Source organism: Desulfovibrio sp., from assembly GCF_034006445.1.
Classification (GTDB): domain Bacteria; phylum Desulfobacterota; class Desulfovibrionia; order Desulfovibrionales; family Desulfovibrionaceae; genus Desulfovibrio.
This window is the reverse complement of the sequence record NZ_JAVESS010000001.1, coordinates 395,138-411,731: the sequence shown is the minus strand read 5'-3', so window position 1 is coordinate 411,731 and position 16,594 is coordinate 395,138. Positions and strand designations below refer to the sequence as shown.

Sequence of the window (16,594 nt, the reverse complement as noted above, 5' to 3'; positions counted from 1 at the left end):
AAATCACGATACGTTATTGTTTGCAAAAAAACAATGCGACACTCGAGTTTAACCCGCTTAACAAAGACCAGCGTACATTGCAGACGCAAACATGCTTTGATCTGAAAAAGTGTGTTTGGAACACAAGAACACGAACAACAGGTTCCCTGCGCTGCTTGCGGGGGGCAGCCCCCTGCGCTATGTTGACCACGCCATAAACACGAATGATGCCCGTAAAGAGGAAACACATGCGCCTGACCGCAAAACACGGCAGACTTTCCGTCACCCTGCGCGCAGTGCGTCAGGGGCAAGACCTGCAGGTCATATGCAGCGGCGGCGAGGCCCATATCGGTGCTGTTGCCCTTGCCAGCCCACATCCTTCAACTGAAGTTGCAGATGGGAAAAAAATGGATGGTCTGCTTGCCCTGCCCGGGCACCGCGAAGACAAGCTGGCTGCCCGCATGGCGCGCCGCTTGGCGGATGAACTCAACTGCGTAGTGTGTGTGACTGCCGGCATTCATTTTGACTCTATCACCAAAGAAGAAATTGAGCGAGTGCTCACCCTGGCTGATGACCTCACAGAGCGTTGCCTGACCAGACTGAAACAAGCCCCCAAGGAGTGCTCATGCTGACTGTCAAAGACCTGGAAAGTCTGGAGGCCTACATAAATTCGGGCCAACTGGAACAAGACTTCAAAGACGGCTGCGAGAATGACCGTTTTTACCTTCTTGAGTTGCTCGAAAAGCTTATGGACGTAGCGGAACTGGCCGACGCCACGGCCACAAGGCTTATATTCCGGGGTCTGCCTGTGCCGATGCCTCCGTCCGCGCAGGGCGGGGAAAACGGCGGGCAGCCGCAAGGCTCATGACCAGCGAAAACGCCAGACCAGCAAAACTCCAGTCGCTGACGCCGGTTAGCGCGGCCGTGAGCCCAAGCCCGCCCCCTCCCACAATGGCCAGCGCCATTCCCCAGGGGTGAAAATGCACCTTGCCGTGCAGGAGCATGCCGATAAAAACAGGAATCACCACGCCGCACACATAAATATCGTTGGCCATAAGCAGCAGGGAAAGAATGCCTTTGCCCGGCAGCGCCAGGACAAGCCCCATAATTCCAAGCAGGATCAGGCACAGACGGCACGTTCTTACGCCGGGCTTGCGCAAAATGTCGTTGCTGCACACCGAGGCGGCGGTGATCAGGCAGGAATCCGCAGCGGAAAAAATGGCGCTGAAAATACCAAGCAGGATGAGTGTGGCCGCCCATGATGGCAGGTGGGTCAGCAAGGCAGTGGTCAACACCTGTTCGGGCGCTGTTCCGGCGGGTACAAGGTCACGGCAGGCAATGCCAAGAGCCACAATCAGGGCCGCAGTGAGCGTAAGCCCTGCCGCTGCCACAAGCCCGCCGTTGCGTGCCGCCCGCTCGTTACGGGCCGTGAGCATGCGCCCGAAAAGCATAGGGCAGACCACATAACTTCCGCCAAGAATGAGAAGAAAATAGCGCAGCTTTGAAATGGGAAACTGCGCATTGAACACTTCCAGCCGCACGGCAGAAAGCGCCTGCCCGCCTCCAAGGTGAAGCGCCAGCAAAAGCGCTATGGCCAATGAAAGCAGCAAAATGCCGAACTGCCAGATATCGGTTTTCATCACCGAGGCCTGACCGCCAGCCAGCGTGTGCCCCACCAGCACAGCCGCCCCCACGAACATGGCCGTATTTTTTTCAATATTTGCCAGAGGGGCTATGATTGTGGCCAATGCGCTGAACTGCGCCGCAAGAATGGCCAGCCATGCCGTTACGATGATGACGGAGGCCAGGGAACGGCTGGGAGCCCCCAAAAACGTGGTGAGCATTTCCGGCATGGTCATGGCCCCGCTGCGGCGTACCTTGCGGGCCAGAAAAAGGCTCAGCAAAACCAGCCCGAGGGAGCCCGACATAAGCCACCAGATGGCGGGAACCCCCACCTGCCACGCCAGCCCGGCCATGCCCATAGTGGCGGAACCGCCCACGCAGGAAGCCACAATGGACAAGGCCACCAAACCAGCGGAACTGCGCCGTCCATTAACAAAGTAGGTATCCTTGTCAGGGCGGCGGCGCGCCATAAACCATGCGTGTAAAAACAGAACGGCAACATACGCCAGCAGAAAAATCACAGCAAATACACTCCCATGTGCAAAGCCTTTTCAACGGCGGCGCATAACTGTGCCACATCTTCCACGGGAGTCACGTACGGCGGCATGAGGTAGATGAGGTGGTTGAAAGGACGCAACCACACCCCGTGCTCCACAAAAAAATGCTGCAACGCGCGCGTGTTCACCGGATCGCGCATTTCAACCACACCTATGGCCCCGAGCACCCGCACATCGACGACATCCGGCAGCCCCTGACAGCCTGCCAATCCCTCGCGCAACGCAAGTTCAATATCGTCCACCTGCTTTCGCCAGTCGCCCGACGCCAGCATGTCAAGGCTGGCTCCGGCCACGGCGCAAGCCAGAGCATTGGCCATAAAGGTGGGCCCGTGCATAAAAACGCCGTCATCCCGGCAAATACCTTCCGCAACCTGCCTGCTGCAGGCAGTGGCCGCCAGCGTGAGCATACCCCCGGTAAGCCCCTTGCCGCAGCAAAGAATATCAGGGCTCACTTCGGCCCATTCAGCGGCAAACATCTTGCCCGTGCGGCCAAAGCCTGTGGCAATTTCATCAAATATCAAAAGCGTGTCTGCTTGCCTGCACAACCGCACAAGCTCGCGCAGATACTCGGGATGGTAAAACCACATGCCCCCCGCGCCCTGCACCACAGGCTCAAGGATAACGGCGGCAAGCTCCTTGCCATGCTCTGCGAACATGCGGCGGGCATCATCAAGGCATGCGGGATCAAAGGGCTGGTCGAAACGGCACGAAGGACGCTCCATGAAAAGCTGCCGAGGCAGTATGCCCGAAAAGAGGCTGTGCATGCCTGTAACCGGATCACAGACAGACATGGCCCCGATGGTGTCGCCATGGTAGCCCCCGCGTGGGGCCAAAAAACGGGTACGCTGACTCTCTCCCCTGCTCTGCTGATATTGCAAGGCCATTTTCAGGGCCACTTCAACGGCAACCGAACCGGAATCCGCAAAAAAAACCCGATCCAAACCATCAGGCATAAACTCAAGCAAATGCTCAGCCAGGGCCACGGCCGGTTCATGGGTGAGGCCGCCGAACATGACGTGGGGCATGCGTCCAGCCTGGGAATGCAGGGCATCAAGCAGGCGCGGATGATTATACCCGTGGATGGCCGCCCACCAGGACGACATGCCGTCAACAAGCTCTTCTCCGTCAGCAAGCACCATGCGGTTGGCAAAAGTATGGCTGACGGCGTTAAGTGGCGGAACATCCGTGGCCGAGGCATAGGGATGCCAGACCGTTTTTCTGTCTCGCTGTATGAGGCGTTCCTGTTCCAGAAATTCCAAAGATCCCTGGCCTTTTTCAGACCAGCGCTGGGCCATTTGCAGCGCTATGGGCCGCAGCAGATCTGTCAGCCTTTCCCAGCCGGACCAATCCAGTTTTTCAAGGCGCGGCAGCTCGACCACGGGCGCAGCACAGTCCATACCTTCGAGCTTTTTACGCAGAATACGGGCATTGTCCGCCAGAAGGCCCGCCACATCCACGCCAGGGCAGTTCATGGCAGGATCGGCTGTGGGGGTCAGGGCAACCCCGGCCAGAACAAGTCCGTGATGGCGCAGAGCTTCAACGGAAAGCAAAATATGATTGAGTCCGCCAAGATAGTTGCCGCCAGCCAGCAGGACGGGCAAGCCCAGCATGGACATCAGATCCAGTATGTCCTCGTCATCATTGAGGGGAACGCGCAATCCTCCTGCGCCTTCCAGCAAAAGCGCCCTGGCCGGGACAGCCCGCCAGTGGGCAAGAATGTCCTCGCGCAGGCTCCGGCAACTCAGGCGCTTGTTTTCTTTGGCGGCAGCAAGATGCGGCGAGGCTGGCAACTCGAAACAGTGAAGAACCGCCGACGGTTGCAGCCCTTGCATGGATTTTATGCCCTGCATGGCCTTTGCGTAAACAAAAGCGTCAGACAAGGGAGACGACGCAACATCATCGGCCCGCACGCCCGTCTGCACAGGCTTGACCGCCTGCACGGCCACGTTTTCCTGGCGCAGGCAACGCAATAACGCGCCCGTGCATACTGTCTTGCCCACATCCGTGCCGGAACCAGCCACAAAAATACCCCGCAGGGGCCGTGCTTCCTGCGCGTACATATGCGGTTCAGCAATGGGAGACACAGTCAACCTCCAACCCAAGATTGGCTATCATTGCAAGGTCATCGGCCAACCCTCGCCCATGTGTGGTGAGATAGTCGCCGGTCATGAGCGCGTTGGCTCCGGCATGAAAAAGTTCTTTCTGCCGCTGGCCAAGCACCAGGGGCCTGCCGCCGCACACGCGCAATGTTGCTTTGGGCAGGATGTGCCTGAAAAGGGCAATGATACGCAAGGCTTCACTTGCTGCAAGCGGCGGCTGCCCGGCAAGAGGCGTCTCGGGATGCGGATGCAGAAAATTTATGGGTACGTTGTTCACGCCCATTTCTTTAAGGCTGAAAGCGAAATCGATACGGTCATGCCAGCTTTCCCCAAGGCCGAACAGGCCGCCGGTACAGGCCGTCATACCCGCCTTTTGCACGCGAGCCACAGTATCGCTGCGCTGGCTCCAGGTTTGCGTGGTGCAGACGCTTGGATAAAATTCACGAGAGGTTTCAAGATTGTGGTGATACCTGTCAAGCCCGATGTCAGCCAACAGGGCCAGCTGGCTTGCATCAAGTCTGCCGAGCGACGCGCAAACACGTTTGCGCGCAGACTCAGGCAAAGATTGCAGCACGCCCGCCAGACGCTCAAACTCTTCACCACTCAACGCGCCGCCGCTGGTCACAATGCCGATGCGCGCAACAGGCTGTTCAGCCAACGCAAGGATGCGGGCACGCAATTCCTCATCAGGCAGCAAGGAAAACACTTCAATAGGCGTATGGTTGTGCCTGCTTTGCGAGCAAAACCTGCAGTCCATGCCGCAGTTTCCGCTTCGTGCGTTGATAATGGCACAAAGCGTCACCTTGTTGCCGAATGTTGCTGTACGAAGATGTGAGGCGCTGGCAAAAAGTTGCTCATCTGAAAGCGATAAAAGCTCCAGCGCCTCCGCAGGAGTATTCGCTGTGTAGTTTACAGTCATACCTTGACCCTGAAACCTGAAAAAAATAACCAGGAAGCTGCTACTCTTCCTCGCCTGCTGTTTCATAAAAAACAAAGTACCCCGGTGCAGAAGATCTGCGCCAAGAGTCGTCTGCTCTGTTTTCATGAAAATGGATTCGTAGCCGCTTCAAAAATGCACCATCACAAATGGCAGGCATCCCTTCAAGCAGATTAGAGCAATGTAAATTTACATTGCTCTGAGTCTGCAGGAGCAGACGCTCGCCATGCAGGCGTAGGTGCAGCATATTTGCGAGGTTAAACGCCGTAGTGTGCGTACCTTAAACTTTGAGAATGTATCTCCGCAAAGTTGCTCTGCTCTAACCGTAAAAATGAACAGTCACCAAATGCAGTTCATGCCCGTTACTGTATGTGCTCGCGCCAATGCCGGCAATGTGGCTTTCATCCGCAAAACCTGCGCATCACGGGTGGATTTGCGTCCGTAGAGCCTTAGGCGCGTCTGTTCACGTCATGACCTGGCGCTTCACAAAGCACGTTAACGTACCGCTGCTTCGCACAAATGAAAAAAAAGCCCGCCTGCGCGGCGGGCCCGTTTATTATTGGACTTTACGTCTTTTTTCCCACAGCTTCATATCTTTCATCTTTTTGCGGCGTTCACGCTGAAGGGCCTTGCAGACCAGCGGAGCATCTTTCTTGAAGCCCCATTTTTCGCGATATTCCGCAGTGCTCATGCTGTGGCCAGCGAGGTGGCGTTTGGTCAGAATTTTGAAGCTTTTGCCACACTCAAGGCAAGTAACGGACTTTTCCTTGACAGACTTACGGGCCTCTTGGGCCATTTCAAGGCTGTCCATTTCAACCGGAGTTTCACCTTCGGCCACGGCGCGAATGCCAAGAGCCACCCTCTGAATGAAAGTAGCTATTTCTTCTTCGCTCATCACCCGCACACCGGCCTGCGCCCTGGTGATTTCCAGAGCTTCTTTCAAATAGTCGTCCATAGTTACCCCTTATGGTCATCTTTATGATCCGCCAAACGCGCAACAGTGGGGGGCGCGTTTATATTTAAAACAGATCGAGTTGTTAAATCCACAGTCCCAATTGCCTGAACATACACAGGGCTTATTATTTCGTCAATGTAGTAATACGTAATTAAAAAATCATTTTACAAACATTAATGTAGGCATTTCGAATATATTGGCCATTTTGGCGCAGTAATGGCGAAAATTTCATACAACTTTGTGGCATTCAATGTGCAACGGCCTTCCAAAACATGAGTTTTGGAAGGCCGTTGCCAGAAGATTTCGAGAAAGGAGGACTGATTATTAATAATAAATCAGTTTACCTTAAAAGTATCGTTCTGTGATACAGTTCCCAAAAAGCGTTGATCCATGAACTGCCAAAGAATGTTTTTCAGGTAAGGATCAGCAAGTCCGTTCAAATTTTCGGGTATCCTGCCGACAGCAAAGGTATTTCTGGCACGTTGCTCAAATGCCTTCAACTGATCGGTCTGCGCGATGGTCAGCACGTCAAGAAAAGCCATCTGCTCGGGAAGGGGTTCGCGATACTCCAGGACAACCTTGCCGAGATTAAAGTTGAACCGGGAAGTAAAGCTGCGCACAAGCCAGCGCACCGGAGGCATGCCAGGCTTAATCCCGGCCAGAAGTGGAAAGGGATCGCGCGAACTGTCTACAATAAAAGTACTGGCTGAAAATTCGGTGTCGCCAATTACCTCGGTTGCGTGATCCACGCTGAAAGGCGGCGTGGAATCACTGTCCCAGTACCAGCGTTGCGGCAGTTCCGCCTGCGCCACAATTGCAAGCGGAGATTGCGGCGTGCCCTGACCGTAAGCGGCCAGCCATACAGACACGGGCAGCCCGCCCATAGCGCTTGTCCAGGTGAGGCTGCACTGCCCCTGGCCACCTGCGATCAAGGGCATGTCCTTGACCGTCAGACTGATAGCCGGGCGCGCCGTTGACACATAAACAGGCCCAACCATCCCACGCTGCAGGGCCGCATTGCAACCGGCAAGAAGCATCGCCAGAAGCGCCAACATACAAACGTGACGCAATACTTTCATATTTACCCCCGTCAACAACGGTATTTCCCGTCAGAGTTACATAGCAAGGTGTGCGATAACAATATCTATTACGACAATATGCCATGGATTCAGACAAGGCAACGCATGCAATTGATCAAAAACCGCCTGCATGAGTACCCGTCCAGGTAAAAAATATAACAAAATTGTGCAATTGAAAAACTATAAATATCTGTTGCGCTGGTGCGCGCAGAAATCCTTATTGGCCGGAAGCGCCCTGCGGCGCAGAGGAGCCTTGTGACGCAGGAGATCCCTGTGGCGCAGCGGCTGCGCCAGGCAGAAAATTCTGCAGGTCGCGTGATACCTCAAAAGTTCGCAGTTCACTGGCGGCTGCCTGGGCAAATGGTGAACCGGGATAGTTGCGTACGATGTCTTCCAGCAGGGCCTGCGCACGCGCGGCATCGCCAAGCTTGCGGTAGAGCCGCGCCTCACGGAATCGCAGGCCTGGGTATTCCGGCGATTGTGGTGGCGCGTAGACATTATAGCGTTCAACCCAATCCAGCGCTTCAGGAACACGGTTGGCCACTTCGCTGATGTCCATAAGCGCAGCCAGGGCATCCTTGATACGCTGCGGGTCAGCCTTGTCCGAACGCTCATCCTGCAACTGGGTAAAAAGCTCAACAACCTTGCGGTTGAGTGCGTACGCGTTCTTGATGTCCTTTCGTTCCTCAGCGTCACGCGCCAAAAAGTACGTCGCGTAGGCGCGTTGATACAGCGGAATATCCTGCCTTTCTGCCAGCTGCGCCCACATGGCCAGCGCCGGCCCGGTAAGGTTGAGATTTTGGGCAGACAGGGCCATGGCGTAGTCGAGCTGGTTGCGCAACTGCTTGTTCATGGGCCAGGTGGAAACAAGCTTGCCAAGATCAAGCACCTTATCCCAAGCGCCAGCTTTGAGGTACCGGTTGAAAAATTCCGTAAAAGCCGCTTCACCATAGTTGGGATCCATAGGGCTTTTCAAAAAATCTGTCAGCAGGGCCAAGGCGGCGGCTTCATCTCCGCGTTCAAGCAGACCTTGGGCCAAAACATAGCGCATGCGCGGATCAGGAGCGCCGTAACGCTCGCGCACAAGTGGAAAGCCGTTCCAAAGTATAAGGATGCGCCCGTAATTATTCTCGGCCAGGGAGTTGGCCAGTTCTTTCTGAAAAGCTTCCCAGATAAGATCACGGGCTTCGGGAACATTGGCGTTGTCAGGATAGGCGTCTATAAAATCGGCGGCCTTGCCCATGGCTTCAGTATATTTTTTATCCCAAAACAGCCACATGGCCTCTTTGAGGCGGGCCAGGACAGCCTCTGGCGCGGTTTTGGAACTCGCCGCCAGATCATTGTACACCTTCCATAATGTCCCACTGCCTGCCTTGGCGAACACTGCGCTCATCTGGGCATAGGAAATGGGAGAATCGTAAATGCCCTTCTCCGCCAGACGGAGCCTGGCCAGGGCCGCGGGTGACGTCCCGGCATACTGGCGTTCCACATAGCGGTAAACAAATTCCGCCGTGATCCAGACGCCCTGACGGGCATAGATATCGCCCAGTTCCAGTAAAAGAGCGTCATTGCCGGAATTGGCGGGCACAAGATTGTAGTAAAGCCAGTACAGGTTGAGGGCTGCGGGCATTTTGCCCAAAGCCTTGTCAGTGGCTGCCTGCAAAAGCAAAAAGGACGGTTGGTCTATATAGTACCGGGGCCAGCGCTTGCTTATGAAATCAAGTATAAGCTGGGCATTCTGAAATTTTTTCTGATTGCTGAAGGCTTCGGCAAGTCCCACGGAAGCTTCCTGCAAATAGGAAGATTCCGGGTATTTATCCAAAACGATGGAAAAAGACTGCTCTGCGCGCTCATTGAGACCGCGCTTCAACTGGGCCTTCCCCAACGCTGTGAACCCTTGCGCAACGCCTGGATAGTCAGGATAACGGCGCAGCAGAGCCACAATGTAGCCCCCCGCGTCCACCAGGTTGCCAACGTTAACATTTGCCAGGCCCAGGCGCAGCAGGGCTTCGGGCACACGTGGAGACCGCAGGTTGGCGTTCATTGCCTCACTGGTGGCGGACACAATGGCTTCATATCCCGCAAGCGGATTGTCCGCATAGCGCGCCCACGCGCAATCACTGATGTAATAGAGTGTTTTTTCCAGCATCTCCGGACTGATTCCGGGGAGACTTTTGAGCTTTTCAAGCTGCGGCAAAGCCTCGACATACTTGCGCTCGCGAAGGAGCCGCTCGGCTTCTTCCATTACAACTTCAGGCTTGATGGGCCTGGATACGGGATTGCCCTGTTCATCCACGTAAATGACGGGGCGCTCTTCCGGCTCTTTGGCGGGAGCTTCGGGCGCATGCTGAGATGAAGGCAGGCCCAGAGTTTGCCCGCTTACCTTACCGGATACTCCGCCAGAGCCGGACGGCCTGTCCTGTTTGGCAGAGCCGGACTGCGCAGCGCTTTGCACGGGCTGCGCAGCGGGTGGAGTTGGTGCGGGTACGGGTGCGGATGGAGTTGGTGCGGTTGAAGCGGGTGTGGCTGGCGGCAAAACAGCAGAAGTTGCCGATGGAGCGCCGCCTGAGGCACCTGGCTGCGCCTGTTCGCTTTTTTGCGTCTGTTCACCCTGCTGCTGTTCACCCTTCTCCAGTCCAACTGGCGCTCCGGAAACTGGCGCTCCGGAAACTGGCGCAACCTCTGACGCGGTGGCTCCATTGGCTGAAGGCAGGCTGCCTCCTGCTGAAATATGGGCAGCTTCATTATGGTCTGCGGGCCCGGCTGTGCCGTTTTCTTGCCGTGAAGTTACGCTGGTGCTTTGCGGTGCTGGCGCGCCCGGTTCGCCTTGGGCCTGATCGGCGCGGGTGGGCTCTGCGTTGCCCAGAGCCTCGGTCACAGTGGAAAGCGCCTTGTCTTCCGGCCAATCTTCCGGCCCCCCGGTGTTTATCTGGCCGAACACCGTCTGCCGGTCAACCATTCTCCCCCGCTCTCCAAGCGTTTGCAGGGAAGCTGGCGCTGCGCCAGCCGAGGCCGCGGCCGTCGGATCAGCGGATTGCTGCGCCGCATGCGCTTGGGAAAAGCCCAGCAAGTCCCAAATCCTGTCAGAAAATGCTTCACCACTGGATGCGGGGGATTTTATTAAAGGCGTTTTTTCACTCGATTGCGCCGACTGCGCCAGTTGGGCCAGTCGGGCCAGCGGGGCCAACTGCGAAAATGGCAGGGTCGATTCATGGCCAAGCGTGTGCCGCAAGGTTTCGCCAAGGCCATCCGCAGCACTGTCTGAAGGATTTGCCAAAGCAGCCTCGCCAAAGCGGTAGCTTGCAGTAGCAGTGGCAAAGGCTGACGCCTGTGTTTCGGAAATTGTGCCGAAAGCTGTGCCGGAAGCTATGCCAGAAACTGTGGCAGTCGGCTTGCTCCGGCCGTCGCCCAAAGCATCCCTGTCATGCACAAAACCGCCTGGCTCAGAAGGCAGGGCCACGGCTGCGGCCTGGGAGTTTTTTTCCCTTGCCGGGCTGGCGGTTTCACCTGTTGGGGCTGATGTCCCCTTTCCAGCGGCAAAAAATTCTATATCCAGCTTGTCGGGCGCTGTGCGGTGCACAGCATGCCGCACGGTGCGGGAAGAAAGCAGAATGCGCACGTGGCCGTCAACCAGACCGGCGCTTTCGAGCAGCGATCCCTGGGCGGGCATGGGGCCGTCAGGCGTGAACGAAGGCGTAGAGCGCGCACCAGAGTTCAAGTAAAGCGTTAAGGAATTGCTGCCCGAACGGGCAAGACTGTTGATCTGATCCGGGGCATCCAGTTGCAGGTGCAGCCTTTCAGCGCCATTTTCAGCCGCTGACCAGCTCCACGAAAGGGCGTGAGCGCTGAAGGGACTCAGCCCTACGCTTGCGACCCCCAGAAGAAAAATACAAAAAGATCGCCCGAACCGGCACAGAAGACGGCGCAGATTGACGACAAAACCTTCACAAAAGGGAAGATGAGTTTGGCGTATGCCAGCGGGTATCTTTTTATTCACGTACACTTCACGGAAAGTTTGAAGTACCTGGAACCGCCATGCATTATGCAAAAAATGCGCCGTCATGCATTGCGTTTCTTCAACTTTTCAATAAGGGTCGTGCGCTTTATGCCCAGCAGCTCAGCGGCCTGATTTTTAACGCCTTCGGCCCGTCCCAGCGCTTCATCAATCAGACGACTTTCCACTGCGTCAAGAAAATCTTTAAGGTTCAGAGCCTGGGCCTCGAGCACAGCCAGATCGGGCCAGGCGAAACTCCCGGGCTTTTGCGGCGCAACTGCCTGAACAGCGTGCGCATCTGGAACGCCGCTCTCCACAACAGACGCGTCGGAGCCTGAAGCGGGTGCGGCAGGGCAGGATTCTTCATGTACCGGGGTCTCTATTTCCTCGGCGCATTCTTCAACTTCAGGCAATGCTGCAATATCGCCGACATGGTCAAGTATTTTTCTGGGCAAATCATCTGGACTAACAACATCGCCGTCCACAAGAATGCTCAGGCGCTCCATAAAATTTTCAAGCTCGCGCACATTGCCGGGCCAGGTGTACGCAGACAGCACCCGGCGCGCATCAGGCGAAAGCACAAGGGTAGGACGCTTTTTTTTGGAGCAAAAAAAGTTCAGAAAATACTTGGCCAGCACAAGCACGTCTCCGCCCCTTTCGCGCAAAGGCGGCAAATGCAGGGGAATGACGTTAAGGCGATAGTACAGGTCTTCGCGAAAACGCCCGGCGGCCACCTCAACCTCAAGGTCACGGTTGGTGGCAGCCACAATGCGCACGTCAACTTTTTTGCAGCCGCTGCCGCCAACGCGCTCTATCTCTTTTTCCTGGAGTACGCGCAGAATTTTGACCTGAAGGCTCAGGTCCATCTCGCCTATTTCGTCAAGAAAAATGGTGCCCCCGTCCGCCACTTCAAAGCGGCCGGGGCGGGAGCGAATCGCATGGGTAAAAGCGCCCTTTTCATGCCCGAAAAGCTCGCTTTCCAGCAATTCTTTGGGAATGGCTCCGCAGTTGATGGGCACAAAAGGTCTATCATGCCGGCAGCTGTTGGAGTGCAGGGCGCGCACCAGCAACTCCTTGCCTGTTCCCGATTCCCCGGTTACAAGCACGGTGCTGTCTGTGGGCGCAACCTTGCCCAGAACTTTAAATACTTCGGCCAGACTTGTACTCTGCCCGATAATGCCGCTTTTATTTAACTCCATGAGTTCTTCTCCGCCGGTCATCCTTTCCTGTGTCAATACACTGACGCGAGAAGGATTGCCAGTAAAAAAGCTGTTTGAACTTTACGTCCTTATACAGCACGCTGCACCATATGACTGAACGTACCGCATATGCCGCCTCCGCAACTGTTCTGCCGCCCTGCCCCCTTGATACAGAGCGTCAGGCCCTTCTTGCCGCGCTGGATGCAGGCCGCAACCTTGTTCTCAGTGCCAGCCCCGGCGCGGGCAAAAGCAGCCGCGTCCCACTATGGCTTCTTGGCGCGCCATGGCTTGAGGGACGCAGCATCATCATGCTTGAACCGCGCAGAGTCGCGGCTCGTGCTCTTGCGCAGTATATGGCTTCTCTTCTTCATGAGGAAATCGGGCGCACAGTGGGGCTGCGCATGCGTGATGAGAGCCGTGTAAGCCGCCATACGCGCATTGAAGTGGTCACTGAAGGCGTGCTCACCCGGCTGCTACAGAATAATCCCGAACTGCCGCAGGCTGGCTGCATCATTTTTGACGAATTTCATGAACGATCGCTTACAGCAGATACGGGATTGGCGCTTTGCCTTGAAAGTCAGGCGGTTTTGCGTCCCGATCTGCGCATTCTGGTCATGTCCGCCACGCTTGATGTTCAGGCAGTTTCCGGCCTGATGGGGCATTGTCCGGCAATTCAATGCCAAACGCGTGCATATCCTGTGGATATCCGGCACATCCCCCTGCCCGCCCGAACAGGACGGATTGAAGGGGCTGCGGCTGGTCTGGCGGGCGCATTTGCCCTGTGGCAGCATATGGCCCATGTGATTCTTGCGCTGCTGCGTGAAGAAAAGGGCAGTTTACTGGCATTTCTGCCAGGCGCGGGTGAAATCCGGCAGGTCATGAATCTGCTGGAAGACCGCCTGCCGCCGGATGTGCTGCTCTGTCCTCTATACGGTAACCTGTCGTCCGCCAGCCAGAATGAAGCCATTGCGCCAGCCCCTGCGCACAAACGCAAGGTGGTGCTGGCGACCTCCATTGCCGAAACGTCGCTGACCATTGAGGGCGTCCGCATGGTGGTTGATGCGGGGCTGGCCCGGCTGTCGCGCTTTGACCCGTCCAGCGGTCTGTCCAGACTGGTGACGGAACGTGTATCCCTGGCAGGGGCGACCCAACGCGCCGGACGCGCCGGAAGAACGGAACCCGGCATCTGCTGCCGCCTGTGGCCCGTTGAAGAAGAAAAAGGCATGCGCCCGCATATCCGGCCGGAAATACTGGATGCCGACCTTACGGGCCTGCTCCTGCAGTTGTCAGCATGGGGAGCTTCTGATCCGGCCGCCATGGCATGGCTGGATGTGCCGCCCCCGGCGCATCTCGCCGTGGCTCGCCAATGCCTCGAATTTCTTGAGGCGCTTGACTGCGCAGGAAAGCCCACGGATATGGGCCGACGCATGGCCAGGCTGCCACTGGCCCCCCGAACCGCCCGCATGCTGCTGTGGGGCGCAGCGCACGGGCACGGCCCCCTAGCATGCTGCCTGGCGGCATTGCTTGAAGAAAGGGACCCTCTTGCCGCTGCCGCCGCGTCTGACGGCCAGAAGCACGCTCTTCACAACAGACAGGATTGCGATCTGACGCGCCGCCTTGATTGGCTGTGCCGCCAGCCAGGCAGCCGCCGAACAGACAGCCGGGAGGCGCGCCGGGACACAGATGACCGTGGACAGCAAGGGCTTCGCCAGCGCATTCGCCGCCAAAGCCTTCGCCTGACCCGGTACACGGCCTCCGGCGAGTCCGGCTCCACGTCCGCCGCCCCCGATGATCGCCTGAATGGCGCTACGGATGTATTATTTGCCGCAGCCCTTTCGGATATGGAGTCAACGGGTATGCTGGTTGCCATTGCCTGGCCGGAGCAGGTGGCCATGCTTCAGGCGGGCAGCCTCAACACCGTGAACAGCGCAGGCTCTCCCACGGCTGCCTACCGCATGTGCAACGGACGTTCGGCCCTTGTTTCGCAAACAGACACACTGGCCCGTCAGGACTTTCTGGCGGTTGCACATGTGGACGGCGCATTGCCGCACGGCCGCATCCGCCTGGCTGCTGCCCTTGATTCAAAAGCCATCAACAGTCTTTTTGCGCAGCAAATCATTGAGCGGGACACAGTGCGCGTCAATGACGCAGGCCAGGTATCAGCGCGCCATCAGCGAACGCTGGGCGCACTGCTGCTTGAGGATACGCCCCTGCCACGCCCGAAGCCGGAGCAGGTTGCGGCGGCCTTGTGCGCCTACGTGCGCGATCAGGGGCTGGACTGCCTGCCCTGGGACGACCAAAGCCGCCAGTGGCGAGCGCGCGTGAGCCTGTTGCGTCAATTGGACGGCGACCCCTGGCCGCTCATGGACGACGCCGCCTTGCTGGACGACCTTGAAAACTGGCTTGCACCTGCCTTGAGGGGCTGCCCGTCGCTGGCGGGCCTGACGGCTTCCGCATTTTTTGACGCCCTGCGCGGGCTGCTGCCGGGGCATTTGCGGCGACAGCTTGAAACACTGGCCCCTACGCACTGGCAGGTTCCTTCAGGCGCGCAAAAACCCATACTATATGGAGAGGAAGGCGGCCCTACACTGGACGTGAAGTTACAGGAAATGTTCGGCAGCAAGGAGACTCCAACCATTGCCCAGGGCCGCGTGCCCCTGCTCCTGCGCCTGAATTCTCCTGCAGGGCGGCCATTGCAGATCACGCGCGATCTGGCGCATTTCTGGCGCAACGGCTACCCCGCTGTGCGCAGTGAGATGCGCGGCCGATACCCGCGCCATCCCTGGCCCGAAGACCCTTTTACTGCCACGGCCACAGGCCTGACCAAGAAAAAGCTGGCGGCAAAAGGCAAGGGATAGCACAAAGTTTCGGTAATACCCGTGGTATTCAGTGTGGCACGGGGACACCTTGCGCACCACAGTAGGTTCCCGGTAATACCCGTGGTATTCAGTCAAAAATGCCCTGCTCCACCAGACCTCGCACAAATTCCTGCGCGCGCCGTTCGCTGTAGTATATGCCGCCAGCCTGAACAAAACCCACGTGCCCGCCATGCGCTGAAACTTCAAGAAACAAATGTCGGCTTGAACGCGCCGTGTCCCACGGGTAACAGGATGGCGCACAGAAAGGGTCGTCCGCAGACAGCAGAAGATAGGTGGGAACGCTTATGCGCGGCAGGTCAGGCAGCACAGTGTTTTTTTTCCAATAGTCTTCCGCTGAGGAAAACCCGAATGTCGGGGCGGTAAAACGACTGTCGAACTCGGCAAAGGTGCGGATGGACTCCAGACCCTCCACAGAAGGATATCCCGGAAAATGGGCGGCCTTGTAACGCACTTTTTCGCGCAGCGTGCGCAAAAAATGCCACATATATATACGGCAGGAAGGACCATCCATAATCGGCGCGGCAGCGGACAAATCGCACGGCACCGATACCACTACAGCTGCCTTGACCAGCGAGGACGCCGCTTCGCCGCCAAGGTAGCGGCATATCTGATTGCCCCCCATGCTGAAACCCGCCAGCAGCAAGGGACGGTTGAAGGTCTCGGCAAAGCGCACAACCGTGGAAAGGTCTTCAATTTCCCCCATATGGTACAGACGTGACGTGCGGTTGGGTTCGCCGGAGCAGGAGCGCATGTTCCAGGCCAGCACGTCAAAATCCAAAGCCCGCAACGCTGCGGTCATGCCAAGGACGTACTTGCGGCGGCTGTTGCCTTCAAGACCATGCGACACAATGGCAATGGCCCGGCCCAATCCGAATTTCCGGTCAGGCGCGTCAGAGGCCGGATGCAGGTCAATGTCAAGAAAATCACCGTCAGGCGTATCTATACGCTGGCGTGACACCTTGGGTGAAGCCGGTGGCTGCGGCCGGAAAAGCGACGGCCACATGGTGTTGACATGGGGGTTGGTCATAAACCAGGGGCAAGCATAGGTTGTGGCAAGTACGGGCATGATCCTCTCAATCCGTGAACATTTTTCTTGTCAGCCTGGTGCACGTCCTGCCCGGCGCGCCATAGGACGCCTTGGCAGACCTTGCCGACTTGTATATTTTCACTCCATGCAGACAACTCATTTACATAACGCTCCCCGAAAAGCGCTGTCAAATTTCAGCGGCGAAACACCGTCCACGCTTCCCACCCCCCTGCGTCAACCGCACGCCCATGGCGGACGCGGCCGTC

The 16,594-nt window shown here is 57.2% G+C and carries 11 protein-coding genes; 3 read left to right on the top strand and 8 right to left on the bottom strand.

The annotated features are described in order from the left end of the window. The first annotated feature begins 227 nt into the window (after positions 1-227). Both RBR41_RS01690 and RBR41_RS01685 read left to right on the top strand, forming a co-directional pair. A complete protein-coding gene (locus RBR41_RS01690) occupies positions 228-611 on the top strand; it encodes a hypothetical protein (RefSeq protein WP_320350484.1) in 384 nt (127 codons plus the stop codon). Beyond that, positions 605-847, top strand: a complete 243-nt coding sequence (locus RBR41_RS01685) for a hypothetical protein (RefSeq protein ID WP_320350482.1) — start codon at positions 605-607, stop codon at positions 845-847. The genes RBR41_RS01690 and RBR41_RS01685 overlap by 7 nt, the downstream gene beginning before the upstream one ends. Here RBR41_RS01685 and RBR41_RS01680 read toward each other — a convergent pair. The 7 genes from RBR41_RS01680 to RBR41_RS01650 all read right to left on the bottom strand — a co-directional run bounded on the left by RBR41_RS01680 (position 768) and on the right by RBR41_RS01650 (position 12,422). Continuing rightward, positions 768-2,123, bottom strand: a complete 1,356-nt coding sequence (locus RBR41_RS01680) for a sodium:solute symporter family protein (protein WP_320350480.1) — start codon at positions 2,121-2,123, stop codon at positions 768-770. The genes RBR41_RS01685 and RBR41_RS01680 overlap by 80 nt on opposite strands. After that, a complete protein-coding gene (gene bioA / locus RBR41_RS01675) occupies positions 2,120-4,243 on the bottom strand; it encodes an adenosylmethionine--8-amino-7-oxononanoate transaminase (protein WP_320350478.1) in 2,124 nt (707 codons plus the stop codon). The genes RBR41_RS01680 and bioA overlap by 4 nt, the downstream gene beginning before the upstream one ends. Continuing rightward, complete coding sequence (gene bioB, locus RBR41_RS01670; RefSeq protein ID WP_320350476.1) at positions 4,227-5,177, bottom strand: biotin synthase BioB; 951 nt, start codon at positions 5,175-5,177, stop codon at positions 4,227-4,229. The genes bioA and bioB overlap by 17 nt, the downstream gene beginning before the upstream one ends. 574 nt (positions 5,178-5,751) lie before the next feature. Continuing rightward, a complete protein-coding gene (locus tag RBR41_RS01665) occupies positions 5,752-6,150 on the bottom strand; it encodes a MucR family transcriptional regulator (protein ID WP_291302683.1) in 399 nt (132 codons plus the stop codon). A gap of 335 nt (positions 6,151-6,485) precedes the next feature. After that, positions 6,486-7,229 (bottom strand): DUF4851 domain-containing protein, encoded by a 744-nt coding sequence (locus tag RBR41_RS01660; protein ID WP_320350473.1) that lies wholly within the window; start codon positions 7,227-7,229, stop codon positions 6,486-6,488. 217 nt (positions 7,230-7,446) lie between these two features. Further along, the gene (locus RBR41_RS01655) at positions 7,447-11,226 is read right to left on the bottom strand and encodes a tetratricopeptide repeat protein (protein WP_320350472.1); all 3,780 of its coding nucleotides are present in this window, start codon (positions 11,224-11,226) and stop codon (positions 7,447-7,449) included. Positions 11,227-11,288: 62 nt separating this feature from the next. Next, on the bottom strand, positions 11,289-12,422 hold the full coding sequence (locus RBR41_RS01650) for a sigma-54 dependent transcriptional regulator (protein WP_320350470.1): 1,134 nt from the start codon (positions 12,420-12,422) through the stop codon (positions 11,289-11,291). 110 nt (positions 12,423-12,532) lie between these two features. Between RBR41_RS01650 and hrpB the strand changes: the two genes are divergently transcribed. After that, entirely contained in the window at positions 12,533-15,280 is a 2,748-nt protein-coding gene (gene hrpB, locus RBR41_RS01645) for an ATP-dependent helicase HrpB (RefSeq protein ID WP_320350469.1), read from the top strand. An 88-nt stretch (positions 15,281-15,368) separates the two neighbouring features. On the opposite strand, the gene RBR41_RS01640 is transcribed toward hrpB, so the two are convergent. Beyond that, entirely contained in the window at positions 15,369-16,367 is a 999-nt protein-coding gene (locus tag RBR41_RS01640; protein WP_320350468.1) for a YheT family hydrolase, read from the bottom strand. Between the last annotated feature and the right edge of the window lie 227 nt (positions 16,368-16,594).

Bases quoted from the DNA above. Each gene is read 5' to 3' on its own strand.
- RBR41_RS01690 (WP_320350484.1), top strand. From the start codon at position 228: ATGCGCCTGACCGCAAAACACGGCAGACTTTCCGTCACCCTGCGCGCA.
- RBR41_RS01685 (WP_320350482.1), top strand. From the start codon at position 605: ATGCTGACTGTCAAAGACCTGGAAAGTCTGGAGGCCTACATAAATTCG.
- bioB (WP_320350476.1), bottom strand. From the start codon at position 5,177: ATGACTGTAAACTACACAGCGAATACTCCTGCGGAGGCGCTGGAGCTT.
- RBR41_RS01665 (WP_291302683.1), bottom strand. From the start codon at position 6,150: ATGGACGACTATTTGAAAGAAGCTCTGGAAATCACCAGGGCGCAGGCC.
- RBR41_RS01660 (WP_320350473.1), bottom strand. From the start codon at position 7,229: ATGAAAGTATTGCGTCACGTTTGTATGTTGGCGCTTCTGGCGATGCTT.
- RBR41_RS01650 (WP_320350470.1), bottom strand. From the start codon at position 12,422: ATGGAGTTAAATAAAAGCGGCATTATCGGGCAGAGTACAAGTCTGGCC.
- hrpB (WP_320350469.1), top strand. From the start codon at position 12,533: ATGACTGAACGTACCGCATATGCCGCCTCCGCAACTGTTCTGCCGCCC.
- RBR41_RS01640 (WP_320350468.1), bottom strand. From the start codon at position 16,367: ATGCCCGTACTTGCCACAACCTATGCTTGCCCCTGGTTTATGACCAAC.